The 14,391-nt window shown below is 70.6% G+C and carries 14 protein-coding genes; 7 read left to right on the top strand and 7 right to left on the bottom strand.

What is annotated here, in order from left to right; translation table 11 throughout:
• Nucleotides 1-95 precede the first annotated feature (95 nt).
• The 4 genes from AB0K17_RS23010 (at nt 96) to cseC (ending at nt 3,377) form a co-directional block, all read left to right on the top strand.
• Nucleotides 96-647: a SigE family RNA polymerase sigma factor gene (locus AB0K17_RS23010; protein WP_344438911.1), complete on the top strand. Its 552-nt coding sequence runs from the start codon at nt 96-98 to the stop codon at nt 645-647.
• On the top strand, nt 635-1,294 hold the full coding sequence (locus AB0K17_RS23005) for a hypothetical protein (RefSeq protein ID WP_365966206.1): 660 nt from the start codon (nt 635-637) through the stop codon (nt 1,292-1,294). The genes AB0K17_RS23010 and AB0K17_RS23005 overlap by 13 nt, the downstream gene beginning before the upstream one ends.
• A gap of 7 nt (nt 1,295-1,301) precedes the next feature.
• Complete coding sequence (gene cseB / locus AB0K17_RS23000) at nt 1,302-2,012, top strand: two-component system response regulator CseB (protein WP_365966205.1); 711 nt, start codon at nt 1,302-1,304, stop codon at nt 2,010-2,012.
• Nucleotides 2,013-2,078: 66 nt separating this feature from the next.
• A complete protein-coding gene (gene cseC / locus AB0K17_RS22995) occupies nt 2,079-3,377 on the top strand; it encodes a two-component system sensor histidine kinase CseC (protein WP_365966204.1) in 1,299 nt (432 codons plus the stop codon).
• Nucleotides 3,378-3,413: 36 nt separating this feature from the next.
• Here cseC and AB0K17_RS22990 read toward each other — a convergent pair whose 3' ends face one another.
• Nucleotides 3,414-4,157, bottom strand: coding sequence for a peptidoglycan DD-metalloendopeptidase family protein (locus tag AB0K17_RS22990; RefSeq protein ID WP_365966203.1), 744 nt, complete (start codon nt 4,155-4,157; stop codon nt 3,414-3,416).
• 273 nt (nt 4,158-4,430) lie between these two features.
• Between AB0K17_RS22990 and AB0K17_RS22985 the strand changes: the two genes are divergently transcribed.
• Both AB0K17_RS22985 and AB0K17_RS22980 read left to right on the top strand, forming a co-directional pair.
• A complete protein-coding gene (locus AB0K17_RS22985) occupies nt 4,431-4,775 on the top strand; it encodes a trypco2 family protein (protein WP_365966202.1) in 345 nt (114 codons plus the stop codon).
• Complete coding sequence (locus AB0K17_RS22980) at nt 4,772-8,080, top strand: NACHT domain-containing protein (protein WP_365984080.1); 3,309 nt, start codon at nt 4,772-4,774, stop codon at nt 8,078-8,080. The genes AB0K17_RS22985 and AB0K17_RS22980 overlap by 4 nt, the downstream gene beginning before the upstream one ends.
• Before the next feature lie 88 nt (nt 8,081-8,168).
• Here the strand turns inward: AB0K17_RS22980 and AB0K17_RS22975 are convergent, their stop codons facing one another.
• Nucleotides 8,169-10,694 carry an ATP-dependent Clp protease ATP-binding subunit gene (locus AB0K17_RS22975; protein WP_365966200.1) on the bottom strand — a complete coding sequence of 842 codons (2,526 nt, stop codon included), beginning with the start codon at nt 10,692-10,694 and terminating at the stop codon, nt 8,169-8,171.
• Nucleotides 10,695-11,195: 501 nt separating this feature from the next.
• Here AB0K17_RS22975 and AB0K17_RS22970 point away from each other — a divergent pair.
• A complete protein-coding gene (locus tag AB0K17_RS22970) occupies nt 11,196-11,933 on the top strand; it encodes an SCO3374 family protein (RefSeq protein WP_365984079.1) in 738 nt (245 codons plus the stop codon).
• Here the strand turns inward: AB0K17_RS22970 and AB0K17_RS22965 are convergent.
• The 5 genes from AB0K17_RS22965 to AB0K17_RS22945 form a co-directional block, all read right to left on the bottom strand.
• Nucleotides 11,864-12,202, bottom strand: a complete 339-nt coding sequence (locus AB0K17_RS22965) for an Lsr2 family protein (RefSeq protein WP_365966198.1) — start codon at nt 12,200-12,202, stop codon at nt 11,864-11,866. The genes AB0K17_RS22970 and AB0K17_RS22965 overlap by 70 nt on opposite strands.
• 163 nt (nt 12,203-12,365) lie before the next feature.
• Nucleotides 12,366-12,884: an amino-acid N-acetyltransferase gene (locus tag AB0K17_RS22960; protein WP_365966196.1), complete on the bottom strand. Its 519-nt coding sequence runs from the start codon at nt 12,882-12,884 to the stop codon at nt 12,366-12,368.
• A gap of 9 nt (nt 12,885-12,893) precedes the next feature.
• Complete coding sequence (locus AB0K17_RS22955; protein WP_365966195.1) at nt 12,894-13,289, bottom strand: BlaI/MecI/CopY family transcriptional regulator; 396 nt, start codon at nt 13,287-13,289, stop codon at nt 12,894-12,896.
• A gap of 131 nt (nt 13,290-13,420) precedes the next feature.
• Complete coding sequence (locus AB0K17_RS22950; protein WP_365966194.1) at nt 13,421-13,588, bottom strand: hypothetical protein; 168 nt, start codon at nt 13,586-13,588, stop codon at nt 13,421-13,423.
• Between the two features lie 114 nt (nt 13,589-13,702).
• Complete coding sequence (locus AB0K17_RS22945) at nt 13,703-14,305, bottom strand: hypothetical protein (RefSeq protein ID WP_365966192.1); 603 nt, start codon at nt 14,303-14,305, stop codon at nt 13,703-13,705.
• Nucleotides 14,306-14,391: the final 86 nt, after the last annotated feature.

Here is a 14,391-nt window from a genome sequence, read left to right as displayed (position 1 = left end):
ACATCGCGTCGCAACAGCCCCTCCGTAGCGTCCTACCCGTGCTGGAGGACCACCAGCGTGGCGCGGGGAACGCGAGTGGAATGGAGGCTGTGAGTATGGCCAGCAGCAGCGGTCAGGTTCTGGACTTCGAAGAGTACGTGCGCAACCGTCAGGACGCCCTCCTGCGCAGCGCCCGGCGACTCGTCCCGGACCCCATCGACGCGCAGGACCTGCTCCAGACCGCCCTCGTGCGCACCTACGGCCGCTGGGACGGCATAGCGGACAAGTCGCTGGCGGACGCCTACCTGCGCCGTGTCATGATCAACACTCGTACGGAGTGGTGGCGCGCCCGCAAGCTCGACGAGGTGCCCACCGAGCAGCTCCCCGACGCCAGCGTCGAGGACGGCACCGAGCAGCACGCCGACCGTGCGCTGCTCATGGACGTCCTCGGGGTGCTCGCGCCCAAGCAGCGCAGCGTCGTCGTGCTGCGACACTGGGAGCAGATGAGCACCGAGGAGACCGCGGAGGCGCTCGGCATGTCGACCGGCACGGTCAAGAGCACGCTGCACCGGGCCCTGGCCCGGCTGCGTCAGGAGCTGGAGAGCCGCGACCTGGACTTCCACGCCCTCGAGCGCGTCGACCGGGGGCGGGAACGGTGCGCCGCCTGAGCAACACCGCCGGCCGGGTGCCGGCTGCGATCACCGGTGGCACGGTCACGGCGTTGGCCGCTGCCGCCGGTCTTCTGCTTGCCGGGTGCGGCACCGGCAGCGAAGGCGTGCGCAAGGAGGGGCCCGCGCAGAACCAGCCCGCCGCCAAGGCCGCCACCCGCACCCCCTCCCCCTCGGCCTCGGCGAGCCCGGCCCAGAAGGTCGACGCGGTCGCCCTGATCAAGGCCGACCCCAAGGTCAGCGAGCAGGTCAAGAAGAACCTCAAGCCCTGCGTGAAGGACCAGTACCCGGTCGACGTCACCTACGGCCAGCTCACCGGCACCGGCCGCGCCGACGTCGTGGTCAACGTCCTGACGTGCGGGGATTCCCTCGGCATCGGCTCGTATGTGTACCGTCCCAAGGGTGAGTCGTACGAGAATGTGTTCACGGTCGAGCAGTCGCCCGTGTACGCGGACATCGACCGGCGGGAACTGACGGTCACCAAGCAGGTCTACGGCCCGGGCGACGCCGTGTGCTGCCCCTCCGGAGTGGACGTCCTGACGTACCACTGGTCGGGCGGCGCCTTCGAGGAGACCGGCCGTACGCACACCGACTACAACAAGGCCGGCAACACCGGCAAGGCGCCGAGCGAGGGATCGGAGGGCTGAGGGCAGCGTGGCCGATACGCATGTGCTCTTCGTCGAGGACGACGACGTCATCCGGGAGGCGACCCAGCTCGCCCTGGAGCGCGACGGTTTCACGGTCACCGCGGTGCCGGACGGCCTGCTGGGGCTGGAGAGCTTCCGGGCCCGCCGCCCCGACATCGCCCTGCTGGACGTGATGGTCCCCGGACTGGACGGCGTGAGCCTGTGCCGCCGGATCCGCGACGAGTCCACCGTTCCCGTGATCATGCTGTCCGCGCGGGCCGACTCCATCGACGTCGTGCTCGGCCTGGAGGCCGGCGCCGACGACTACGTGACCAAGCCCTTCGACGGCGCCGTGCTCGTCGCCCGCATACGCGCCGTCCTGCGCCGCTTCGGGCACGCCAGCGGCGCGGCCGGCGGCGGCGCCGGCAGCGACGCGGACGAGGGCATCGAGGGCGGCCTGCTGCGCTTCGGCGACCTGGAGGTCGACACCGAGGGCATGGAGGTCCGCAAGGCCGGCACGCCCGTCGCGCTGACCCCCACCGAGATGCGGCTGCTGCTGGAGTTCTCCGCCGCGCCCGGCACGGTGCTCTCCCGCGACCGGCTGCTGGAGCGCGTGTGGGACTACGGCTGGGGCGGCGACACCCGGGTCGTCGACGTCCACGTCCAGCGGCTGCGCGGCAAGATCGGCCAGGACCGCATCGAGACGGTCCGTGGCTTCGGCTACAAGCTGAGGGGCTGACGATCCCGGGACCGGCGGCCTTGGAGGTCGGCGGTCCCCCGAGGTTTTCGGTGACATGGTGAAGTCGTGGTGAAGCTCGCGCTCCGCAGTGGTCTGCGCTGGAAGGTCAGCCTGGCCATCGCGGGCGTCGGCGCGCTCGTCGCCGTCGCGCTCAGCCTCGTCGTCCACAACGCGGCCCGCGTCTCCATGCTCAACAGCAGCCGCGACCAGATGGACGACCGGGTCCAGATCGCCCAGCGCTACTACGAGTCCACGGGCGGCAAGCGCATGCTGCGCGCCCAGGTCAACGACCCCGCCCTGCCCAAGCCCCTGCGCGAGGCCGCCGAACTGGGCATGCGCGCCACCTACCTGCAGGACAACGGCAGCGAGGCACCCGAGGTGTGGGCCTCCACACCACTGCGCGACGGCAAGATCCTCTCGATCCACACCCGGTTCAAGGACCGCTACGACATCCTCAAGGACCTCGACCGCGCCCTGATCATCGGCTCGGTCTCCGTCGTGCTCGGCGGCACCGCCCTCGGCATCCTCGTCGGCGGCCAGCTCTCCAGCCGCCTGCGCAAGGCCGCCACCGCCGCCCGCAAGCTCGCCGACGGCGACCCCGACGTGCGCGTGCGCGACGCCATCGGCGGCCGCGTGCGCGACGAGACGGACGACCTCGCCCGGGCCGTCGACGGCATGGCCGAGGCCCTGCGCGACCGGCTGGAGGCCGAGCGGCGCGTCACCGCCGACATCGCCCACGAGCTGCGCACCCCCGTCACCGGCCTGCTCACCGCCGCCGAACTGCTGCCGCCCGGCCGGCCCAGCGAGCTCGTGCGCGACCGAGCCCAGGCCATGCGCACGCTGGTGGAGGACGTCCTGGAGGTCGCCCGCCTCGACGGCTTCGCCGAGCGGGCCGAGATGCAGGACATCGAGCTCGGCGAGTTCGTCCAGCGCCGGGTGCGCTCCGTCTCGCCGGAGGCCCAGGTCACGGTGGTGCGGCGGGCGTACGTCTCGACCGACCCGCGCCGCCTGGAGCGGATCCTCGGCAACCTGCTCGCGAACGCGGCCAAGCACGGCAAGGGCCCGGTCGAGGTCACCGTCGAGGGCCGGGTGCTGCGCGTGCGCGACCACGGCCCCGGCTTCCCCGAGGAGCTCCTGCGCGAGGGTCCCAGCCGCTTCCGCACGGGCAGCGAGGACCGCGCCGGCAAGGGCCACGGCCTGGGCCTGACGATCGCCGCCGGTCAGGCACGCGTCCTGGGGGCACGGCTGACCTTCCGCAACGCCGACCCCGGGACGGAGGGCGGCGGGGCGATCGCGGTGCTGTGGCTGCCGGAGTCGTCACCGACCAGTACGGGGACGTTCCCGATCATCCAGGTGCCGGACTGAGGCCTCGTATCGGGTGGAGCGGGCGGATCAGGCGGGTCAGAGCTCCCCGCCGCGCTCCTTGAGGAAGCCCACGGGCTCGACGGCGGTGCCGTAATTCGGGGTCGTACGGACCTCGAAGTGCAGGTGCGGGCCGGACGAATTGCCGGTGGAACCGGACAGGCCGATGACCTCGCCGGTGGACACGCTCTGGCCGACCGAGACGTTCACCTGCGACAGGTGGGCGTACTGCGAGTACGTGTTGTCGTCGTGCTTGACGACGATGGCATTGCCGTACGCGGGACCGTCACCGCCACCGTTGGGGCCGGCCTTGACGACGGTGCCGCCGTGCACGGACTTCACGGCCGTACCGGTGCCGACCACCAGGTCCTGGCCACTGTGCTTGTTGGCCCACATCGAACCGGCCTTACCGAACGGCTGGCCGATCTGATAGCCCTCCACGGGCGCCACCCACTCCGCGGTGCGCTTGCGCGAGGCCTCGGCCTTCTTACGGGCCTCCTCGGCCTCCTTGGCCCGCTTCTCCTGCTCGGCCCGCTTCTCCTGCTCGGCCGCCTTCCGCATGGTCTCCGCCTGCTTGTGCAGCGCGTCGCTCGCGGCGACGACGGAAGCGAACGCGGGGAACTCCGCGACCGGAGCGGCCTGCGCCTCGGCCTCCGTCCCGGCCGCCAGCGCAACCCCGGACCCCAGCACGACCGACGCGCCCACGCCTGCGGCGACGAAGCCGGCGACACGGGTACGGAAAGCGGCCTTGCTCGGATTACGGAAAACGGTGCGCTTCGACATACGGATGGAAACCTCCGGGAAAAAGACAGGTCCCGGCCTTCCGACCGGGATCGCCATTCCTTGGTAACCAGCGCTCGGGGGGCCTGCCAAGCCGGGCATTCACCGGGTCCGGTAGTAACGATCAGCTGGCGAATCCCCCGGAGTCCGGGCCTTTTGCGGGTCCCGCGCCGCTAAGCCGCCTAGTAGACGCCGAAACCCCTGTGCGTCTTGTCACCTCGCGGTACGCTCACCGTCATCCGGCAGGCACGCGGCGTCGCGGGGGGAGCCACAGGGATGGGCAACGCTTTCGAGGACATAGAGCTGGAGGAAGCGGTCCGCGCCATCCGGGCCGGCCTGACCAGCGCAGCAGCAGCCGGCGCCGACGAGGACCTGGCCTTCGACGTCGGCGACATCGCCCTGGAGTTCACGGTCGAGCTGCGGCGCGATGCGAAGGCGGGCGGCAAGGTGAAGGCCTGGGTCGTCGAATCGGGAGCCGACGCCTCCCGGTCCTCCGCCCGCACGCACAAGATCGCCTTCACGCTGACGCCGAAGGACCGGCGGACGGGCGAGGGCTGGAAGGTCGGCAACGACAGGCTGCCGGGCCTGTCGGGATTCGGGACGACGACACCCGACCGGTGAACACCGGGAAGGCGTTCCGCGCCAACGAGAGCCGCCTGGCGGCGGTTCTCGGGGAAAGACAGGGCAGCGGGGTGCTGCTCACGTCGGACCTGGTACTCACGAGCGCTCACGTCGTGGGCTCCCGGAGCACGGCGACGGTCCTGCCGATGGGCGGCTATACGCACAGCAATTGCGACGTCGTATGGCGCGACACGGAAGGTGACGCGGCGCTTCTGCACGCAGGCAAACCGGTGCTCCTGGCCGCAAGGCCGACGGTGCGTCTGGGCACCCTGGCCGGTGACTGGCCTGTTCCCGACTGCCAGGCCCTCGGCTTTCCGCAGGTGCAGCGCTACGCGGGCGGGCAGCTGGAAGCCGTGCAGGTCACAGGCACGGTCATGCCGGTGTCGGGGCGCGCGCGCAAACGGTACGTCCTGCGCAGCGAGCACCACCCGCCGGCCGATGTGCCGGACGGTTCCTCGCCGTGGGCCGGGCTGTCCGGCGGCCCGGTGTTCGCCGGTCCGGTACTTCTCGGGCTGATCACGGAGGACTCGGCGGGCTGGGACCACTCGGCTCTCGCCACGATCCCGATCGAATCCATCCTCTTCGCCCCCGGTTTCTCGGCCACGGCGCGGGCGCACGGCCTGCGCCATGCGCTGGAAATCGTCGGTTCCGGGGGCCCGGCGGACCTTTCCTACGAGGACCGTTACGCCAAGGCCGTCAAAGCCCGCTACAGCCGCATGGAAATCTTCGGCCTCGACGATCTGGGCACCAACGAGAACAGCTGGGATCTGGACACCGCCTATCTGAGCCTGGAAGCACTGACGTCCCACGGCACCGCCCACGTCCGGTCCGAGCCGCAGCGCATCGAGGAGGTGCTCGCCAGGCGCCCCCGGGCCGTCCTCCGCGGCGAGGCGGGCGCCGGAAAGACGACGCTCGTGTGGTGGCTGGCCTCCCACGCCATTTGCCGGACGATGCCGGAGGAACTCACGGCGCTCAACGGGCTCATTCCCTTCGTCGTCCCCATGCGCAGCCTGGCCGCCCGAGGCATCACCACTCCTGCTCCGGCGCAATTGCCGACCATCGCGCAGCTCCAGGTGGACGAGGCGCCCGCCGGATGGGCCGGCCGCGTCCTGGAAATGGGGCGCGCGCTGCTCCTGGTCGACGGCCTGGACGAACTGCCGCGGGCCGAACGCGGCACGGCCCGCCGGTGGCTCGCCGATCTGTTGCGGATGTACCCGGCCACCCGCTGCCTGGTGACCGCGCGCCCGCTGGCGGTCGAGCGCTCCTGGCTGGAATCCGAGGGATTCGAGGAGCTGCAGCTCCTGCCCATGAGCGACCACGACATCCAGGAGTTCGTGGCGGCCTGGCACAGAGCCGCCCGCCTGGAGTGCGGCGCTTTCGCCGACCCCCTGAGGGCCGAGCAGGAACGCAACCGGCTGATCGGACTCGAACGCGACCTCTCGCAGGAGTTCGAGCGCAGCCCGGCCCTGCGCGACCTGGCGCGTACGCCCCTGCTGTGCGCCGTCATCTGCGCCCTGCACCGCCGCCGCAGCGGTCTGCTCCCCCGCACGCGCTGGCACCTCTACGAGGCCGCCCTGGCCATGCTCCTCGGCAACCGTGACGCGCACCGCCGCATCGGTACGCCGGAAGGCATCGCCCTGGACGTCGAGGACGGCCGCCAGCTCCTGCAGCGGATCGCCATCTGGCTGGTGCGCAACGGACGCGCCGAGTTGTCGCACGAGCAGGCCGTCCGCCAGCTGGAAGCAGCGCTGCAGGGCCTGCGCAAGGTCCGCGAGCAGGGGTCGGCGGAGCAGGTCCTGGCGCATCTGCTCAACCGCAGCGGGCTTCTCCAGGAGCGCGCCACGGACTCCCTTCAATTCATTCACCGGACCTTCCAGGACTATCTCGCCGCGAAGGAATTCCAGGACAGCGACAGCCTCGGCGAACTGCTGTCGCACGCGGCGGAGGAGCAGTGGCAGGACGTCGTCCGGCTGGTGATCGGCCACTGCGGACGCGGCGAGGTGCGCCGGGTCGTGGCCGGGCTGATCGCGGCCGGTGACGCGGCGACCGAGCGGGAGGCCCGCTGGTCGCTGCGCACGCTGGCGGCGGAGTGCGCGCAAAGCGCGCGATATCTCGACGACGAGCAGCACGAGGCGGTGTGGGAGAAGGTCAAGGAGCTCGGCCCGCCTCTCGGCGACCGGGACGTCGAGCTCCTGAGCTCGCTCGGGCCGGACGTCCTGTCGGTTCTGCCGAGTGCCGAGGGCCTGCACAGGAGGGCCGCATTGCACGTGGTGCACGTACTGACGCGGCTCGGTGACGCGGCGATCCCGTCGCTCGCGCTCTTCGGAAGGCTCAATTCGAGGACCGTTCGGCACAAGGTGGCCGACGCGTGGGCGCGCATGGACGCCCGCACATACGCGGAGCAGGTTCTCGCCCGTATGAAACTGAGCAACATCCTGCTTGCCGTGGGGTCCTCGTCCAGGCTCGAACTGCTTCCCGGTCTGGGGCCGGTCGGTTCTCTGCTGATCCGGGGCGACCACCCGCCCGAGAGTCTGGCCCGGGCGTTCGCCGGGCGGGCGATCCGCTCGTTGGACATCAGGGGGAATCAGGCGCTGCGCGATCTCGACTTCCTCGCGGACCATCCGGACATCCAAGAGCTGAGGCTTTCCGACTGCCCGGAAGTCCGCGACATCACCGCTCTGCAGAGGACTTCCGTGCGCGCCCTCCATCTGCGGCACGTACGACTCCCCCACCCGGCCGTGGAAACCATCGCCGGTCTGCCCGCTCTCTCGCTCCTGTCCTTGGACTCCGTGTGGAGCGATGAGAGGAACAGGCTTCCGCCACCGCATCCGGGGGTGTCAAGGCTCTGGGTGACCGGGGACACCGCCTCCCCGCTCGATCTGAACGGCATCGATTCGTGGACGGGGCTTCAGTCGCTGAGCCTCGCCGTACCGCTGGCCGCTCCCAAAGATCTCGGAAAACTGGCCGGGCTTTCGCAGCTGCGCAGCCTGAAGGTCCGATTGGACAGCGCTCGCGTTCTCGTCGGGGTCGCTCCCCTGCCCGAAGTCAGGTCACTGGCTCTCACCCTGTGCGAAGAGCCCCGCGTGGACACCACGCTTTTCACGGTTTTCCCCGGTCTTCGCACGCTGCGCCTGACGAGTCTCCTGCCCGGTTCCATCGTGCTCGATCTCTCCGGTCTGCCGGTGCTTCCCGAGCCCCTGGAAGTGTGGCCGGGGCAGTCGAACAACGAGCTGGAGCTGATCGACGCCGACCGTTTCGGCGACCGCCTGGAGGTCAGGGGTGCCGGGCTCGACGCCGGCGATTAGCCGAAAAACGGGTCGGCCCCGGAAACCGTGGTGCACACGGTTTCCGGGGCCGCCTGTTTACTGGGCCGCCAGAGGGCGCTGTGCGCCCTTACGCGTCCTTCGAGAGGTTCGGGCCGGCACCGCCGGTCGCCGACTCCACCGGCGGGGTGTCGGGCAGGGCCGACTTCTCCTCGCCGCGGAAGGTGAACTTCTTCTCCTCGCCTTCGCCCTCCGTGCCGACGACCACGATGTGGCCGGGGCGCAGGTCGCCGAAGAGGATCTTCTCCGAGAGGACGTCCTCGATCTCGCGCTGGATGGTCCGGCGCAGCGGGCGGGCGCCCAGGATCGGGTCGTAGCCCTTCTTCGCCAGGAGCTGCTTGGCGTCCGCGCTGAGCTCGATGCCCATGTCGCGGTCCTTCAGCCGCTCGTCCACCTTGGCGATCATCAGGTCGACGATCTGGATGATGTCTTCCTGCGACAGCTGGTGGAAGACCACCGTGTCGTCGACGCGGTTGAGGAACTCGGGCCGGAAGTGCTGCTTGAGCTCCTCGTTGACCTTCGCCTTCATCCGCTCGTACCCGGTCTTGACGTCGCCCTGGGCGGCGAAGCCCAGGTTGAAGCCCTTGGAGATGTCCCGGGTGCCGAGGTTCGTCGTCATGATGATGACGGTGTTCTTGAAGTCGACCACGCGGCCCTGGGAGTCGGTCAGGCGACCGTCCTCCAGAATCTGCAGGAGCGAGTTGAAGATGTCCGGGTGGGCCTTCTCGACCTCGTCGAAGAGGACGACGGAGAACGGCTTGCGGCGCACCTTCTCGGTGAGCTGGCCGCCCTCCTCGTAGCCCACGTAGCCGGGCGGGGAACCGAAGAGGCGGGAGACGGTGTGCTTCTCGCTGAACTCCGACATGTCGAGGGAGATCAGCGCGTCCTCGTCGCCGAAGAGGAACTCCGCGAGCGTCTTGGACAGCTCGGTCTTACCGACACCGGAGGGGCCGGCGAAGATGAACGATCCGCCCGGACGCTTGGGGTCCTTCAGGCCCGCACGCGTGCGCCGGATGGCCTGGGAGAGCGCCTTGATGGCGTCCTTCTGGCCGATGACGCGCTTGTGCAGCTCGTCCTCCATGCGCAGCAGACGCGAGGACTCCTCCTCGGTGAGCTTGAAGACCGGGATGCCCGTGGCCGTGGCCAGCACCTCGGCGATCAGCTCGCCGTCGACCTCGGCGACGACGTCCATGTCGCCGGCCTTCCACTCCTTCTCCCGCTTGGCCTTGGCGGCCAGGAGCTGCTTCTCCTTGTCGCGCAGGGAGGCGGCCTTCTCGAAGTCCTGGGAGTCGATGGCCGACTCCTTATCCCGGCGCACGTCGGCGATCTTCTCGTCGAACTCGCGGAGGTCCGGCGGAGCGGTCATCCGGCGGATGCGCATCCGGGAACCGGCCTCGTCGATCAGGTCGATCGCCTTGTCCGGCAGGAAGCGGTCGGAGATGTAGCGGTCGGCGAGGGTGGCCGCCTGGACCAGGGCCTCGTCGGTGATGGAGACGCGGTGGTGCGCCTCGTAGCGGTCGCGCAGACCCTTGAGGATCTCGATGGTGTGCGGCAGCGACGGCTCGGCGACCTGGATGGGCTGGAAGCGGCGCTCGAGCGCGGCGTCCTTCTCCAGGTGCTTGCGGTACTCGTCGAGCGTGGTGGCACCGATGGTCTGCAGCTCGCCGCGGGCCAGCATCGGCTTGAGGATGCTGGCGGCGTCGATGGCGCCCTCGGCGGCGCCCGCGCCGACCAGGGTGTGCAGCTCGTCGATGAACAGGATGATGTCGCCGCGGGTGCGGATCTCCTTGAGCACCTTCTTCAGGCGCTCCTCGAAGTCACCGCGGTAGCGGGAGCCGGCGACCAGGGCGCCGAGGTCGAGGGTGTAGAGGTGCTTGTCCTTGAGGGTCTCGGGCACCTCCCCCTTGACGATGGCCTGGGCCAGGCCCTCGACGACGGCGGTCTTGCCGACGCCGGGCTCGCCGATGAGGACGGGGTTGTTCTTGGTGCGGCGGGACAGCACCTGCATGACCCGCTCGATCTCCTTCTCGCGCCCGATGACCGGGTCGAGCTTGGATTCGCGGGCCGCCTGGGTGAGGTTGCGGCCGAACTGGTCCAGAACGAGGGACGTCGAGGGGGTGCCCTCGGCGGGGCCGCCGGCCGTGGCGGCTTCCTTGCCCTGGTAACCGGAGAGCAGCTGGATGACCTGCTGCCGCACCCGGTTCAGGTCGGCGCCCAGCTTCACGAGGACCTGGGCGGCGACGCCCTCGCCCTCGCGGATCAGGCCGAGCAGGATGTGCTCGGTGCCGATGTAGTTGTGGCCGAGCTGAAGGGCCTCGCGGAGCGACAGCTCCAGGACCTTCTTGGCACGGGGGGTGAAAGGAATGTGACCGGACGGGGCCTGCTGGCCCTGGCCGATGATCTCCTCCACCTGCTGGCGGACCGCCTCGAGCGAAATCCCGAGGCTCTCCAGGGCCTTAGCGGCGACACCCTCACCCTCGTGGATCAGGCCCAGGAGGATGTGCTCGGTGCCGATGTAGTTGTGGTTGAGCATCCGGGCTTCTTCCTGAGCCAGGACGACAACCCGCCGCGCGCGGTCGGTGAACCTCTCGAACATCGTTAATCGCTCCTCAGAGCGGTCAGGCAGTAAGGGGTCGGTCCCCTCCCTGTCCTTCCGCATGCTAGTCCCGCTGGGCGGGACAGCTCATTCCAACTGCCGACACCCGTCCGGATCACCCCCGCGTTGGCGGGGAAACCTGCTGCCGAACAGCCGACATCTCCTCCAACCCGATGGTGGGAGACGATGTTCCCGCAGGCCAGGCATATACGCCCACCACCACTACGCCGACGGCGAACGCCGGGCCTTCCCGGCGCGCCCGCCCGCGACGGGGCGGAACCCCCCGGCAATACGCCCCAGCCCCCGCATTACCGCCTCTTCCTACGGGGAATGTCCTACCCCCGGCCACCGGCACTCCATGCGGCGCGACCCCTCCGCATCCGCTACGGGCGAACACCCCTGCACCACCCGGAGCGCCTGTGCGCCCCGGAGGTCTTATACGCAGCGTGCCCAACTCTCCACACTGCGTAACCTCTTGGGCTTTCCACAGTTGCACCGTTCATGACGGTAGTCCTTCCGCGCCCGTGCCGCCCCTTGGACGAGCCGCCCCCGGCAGGGGCGGGCCCGGGGCACTGGCGCCGCCGGCGTCAGTGGTACGAGTGCGTCCTTGGCTGGCCCACCGCGCCGACCGCGGCCGGGCGGCCCGTCGAGCTGCTCACCGGCGTCCGGTTCGACGCCCTCGGGATGCCCGCCGAGGCGGGCGTCGCGGTGCTCGCCCGCGTCCCGGCCACCGGGCCGGTGGCGCTGGACGGGCGGGCCGGGAGGATGTGGTTCCTGACCGCCCCGGGAAGCGCGGAGGAGCTGCCCGGCCTGCTCACCTGGCTGGAGTGGAGCGGCGTCGCCCTGGAGCTGACCGCACTGGGCCGCGGCGGCAGGATCCCCGCTCCGGCCCCGGTGGGCGCGGCGGGGCCCGGCTGCGCTCCGGACGGCGGGGCCGCCGCCCACGGCGCCGTGGGCGGCCCCGGAAGGGCTGTGGAGGCCGTCTGGGTGCGGCCTCCGGAGCCCGGGTGCGAGGTCGAGACCACGTTGCCGGTCACCGGCCTCGGGGACGGGGCGGGCGCCCCCGATCTCGTACGGCTCGTGGGCGCGGCGGCCACGGAGTGCCACCGGACCCGGCTGCTGCGCGCCGCGGCGGCGCGCAGTGATCGGCCACCGGACGGGGCGGACGGTCAGCCGTTGGCCTTCTCGTACGCCTCGCGGATGTCGGCGGGGACACGGCCACGGTCGTTGACGTTGTAGCCGTTCTCCTTCGCCCAGGCGCGGATCTTGGCGGTGTCCTGGGCGCCGGCGGTGGCCACGGCACGGCCCTTGCCACGGGCGGCGGCGGCACGGCCACCGGTGCGACGGGCGGCCTTCACGTAGTCGGCGAGGGCCTCGCGCAGCTTGTCCGCGTTGTCCGTGGTGAGGTCGATCTCGTAGGACTTGCCATCCAGGGCGAACGTCACCGTCTCGTCGGCCTCGCCGCCGTCGAGGTCGTCGACAAGAAGGACCTGAACCTTCTGCGCCACGGGGGATTCCTTTCGTCAGCGGAAAAGGGATTACGGAGGAATAGCAAACCGCCTTTCCCGGAAAAACACAAACCCCCCGGGAAGGTTCAGCCGGGCATCCGCATGGGAACGATGGCTTCCGGGCCCGCGCGATAGGGGCGCGATTCGGACATAGGGACCGCGATCACAGATGCAGAAGCATCCGGCTGTTGCCAAGGGTGTTCGGCTTCACTCGTTCGAGACCCAGGAACTCGGCAACGCCCTCGTCATAGGAACGCAGCAGCTCGCTGTAGACATCACGGTCCACGGGGGTCTCGCCGATCTCGACGAAGCCGTGCTTCGCGAAGAAGTCCACTTCGAAGGTGAGGCAGAAAATGCGCCGCACGCCCAGCCAGCGCGCGGTCCGGACGAGCTTCTCCAGCAGCTGGTGGCCCACTCCGGCGCCCCTGGCCTCCGGGTCGACGGCCAGCGTGCGTACCTCGGCGAGGTCTTCCCACATCACGTGCAGGGCCCCGCAGCCGATGACGGTGGCGTCCTCGTCCCGCTCGGCCACCCAGAACTCCTGGATGTCCTCGTAAAGCGTCACCGTGGCTTTGTCGAGGAGGATGCGGTCGCGCGCGTAGGCGTTGATGAGCCGGCGGACGGCGGGCACATCGCTGGTGCGGGCCCTGCGGACGGTGACGGCTTTTGAGAGACGCGGCATGTCCGGACGCTATCGCCCCGGCTCTCCCGGGGTCTCGTCGGGCCCGTCCAGTTGCACGACCCGGATCGCGTCGCGCAGCGCTTCGCGTTGTTCGGCCGACATCATGCCGAAGAAGGCGACGAGAGCAGCCGCGGGGTTGTCGCTGAGCGACCAGGCTTCGTTCATCAGTGCGGCCGAGTAGGCGGCGCGGTTCGAGACCGCCTCATATCGATAGGCCCGCCCTTCGGCTTCCCGGCGCAGCCAGCCCTTCTGATACAGGTTGTCCATTACGGTCATCACCGTGGTGTAGGCGATGGACCGTTCCTGCTGAAGGTCTTCCAGGACTTCCCGAACAGTGACCGGCCGGTTCCACTCCCACACGCGCGTCATCACGGCGTCTTCCAGTTCACCCAGGCGTCGAACCACACGCGAATAATAGTGGGAGATGTCTTGAATGCCGGTTTATCGGCGCGGCAATCCGGGCGTCAAAAAGGGCGTACGGACCGCTCCTCGGTCCGTACGCCCGGTGCCGGTGCGGGGGCGGGCCCCCGGACGGCTCAGGCGCCGGCCTGCTTCGCCGCCTCGGCGCGGGCGAGGGCCGCGTCGACGATGGCGTCCTCCTTGGCCTTGTTCGCCCCGCCCTGGCTCTTGACGATCGTGACGACGAGCGCGGTGAAGGCGACCGCCATCACCACGGGCGGGACCAGCGCGGCGACATAGTCCATGGCCGTCGGCTCCTTCTGGATCGGTGGTGCTGCGAGCGACCCGTCCAGAGTACGCGCCCGCCCGTTTCGCCCCACCGACCGGGTGGGGCGAAACGGGCGGGCGCGCGGCGTACGTCAGCGGCGGGCGTCGGCCAGGCGGGACCCGGTCGGCGGTACGGGTTTGCGGCGGGGCGGGAAGACCTCGCCCGGCGTGGGAATGGGCCGGTCCGGCCGGGGCGGATTGGGTGAGGGCGCCGCCGGCGGCGGCGTCGGGGCGGGCTTGGAGGGCGGGGCCGGACGGGGCTGCCGCGCGGGCTCCTGCTCGCCGGCCAGCTCCGTGCAGCGGGCCAGCAGGGCCTGCCGGCGCGCGCTCTCCCGGGGCCCGGCGGGCAGGGCGCACAGCGAGCGCAGGGCGGCGAGATCCGCCCGCTCGGGCCGGTGGCCGCCCGCCAGGGCGTCCTGCAGGCGCCGCAGGTAGCCGGGGGCGGCGCCGGGCAGGGCGGAGCGGTGCCGGTCGAGGTCGGCGACCAGGAAGGCGTGCAGCCGATCGCCTTCCCGGCCGGCCTCGGCCACGGCCTCGGCGAGCCGGAGGCAGTCCCTGACCTCCGCGTCCCGGGCGGGCCCGGGACGGCCGGTGGAGGGGTGGGGGCGAAGTGCGATGTCGAGGGCACGGCGCAGCACGCGCAGCTCGTCCGCGCTGAACGCCATGCCGCCGCGGGATCCATAGGGCGTGGGCATGGGGCGACTTTAAGTGCTAAACGGACAAAATCCGCTGAGCCCCGCCTCCCGGCGTGGCACGGCCGCGGGCGCGGGCGCGGGCGCGG

Source organism: Streptomyces sp. NPDC049585, from assembly GCF_040675615.1.
GTDB classification, from domain to species: domain Bacteria; phylum Actinomycetota; class Actinomycetes; order Streptomycetales; family Streptomycetaceae; genus Streptomyces; species Streptomyces luteosporeus.
Note: the sequence above shows the minus strand (reverse complement) of the source record. Positions and strands in the feature narration are given on the sequence as shown.

Coding starts and splice junctions, on each gene's coding strand:
- AB0K17_RS23010 (WP_344438911.1), top strand. CDS start 96: ATGGCCAGCAGCAGCGGTCAGGTTCTGGACTTCGAAGAGTACGTGCGC.
- AB0K17_RS22990 (WP_365966203.1), bottom strand. CDS start 4,157: ATGTCGAAGCGCACCGTTTTCCGTAATCCGAGCAAGGCCGCTTTCCGT.
- AB0K17_RS22985 (WP_365966202.1), top strand. CDS start 4,431: ATGGGCAACGCTTTCGAGGACATAGAGCTGGAGGAAGCGGTCCGCGCC.
- AB0K17_RS22975 (WP_365966200.1), bottom strand. CDS start 10,694: ATGTTCGAGAGGTTCACCGACCGCGCGCGGCGGGTTGTCGTCCTGGCT.
- AB0K17_RS22970 (WP_365984079.1), top strand. CDS start 11,196: ATGACGGTAGTCCTTCCGCGCCCGTGCCGCCCCTTGGACGAGCCGCCC.
- AB0K17_RS22960 (WP_365966196.1), bottom strand. CDS start 12,884: ATGCCGCGTCTCTCAAAAGCCGTCACCGTCCGCAGGGCCCGCACCAGC.
- AB0K17_RS22950 (WP_365966194.1), bottom strand. CDS start 13,588: ATGGACTATGTCGCCGCGCTGGTCCCGCCCGTGGTGATGGCGGTCGCC.
- AB0K17_RS22945 (WP_365966192.1), bottom strand. CDS start 14,305: ATGCCCACGCCCTATGGATCCCGCGGCGGCATGGCGTTCAGCGCGGAC.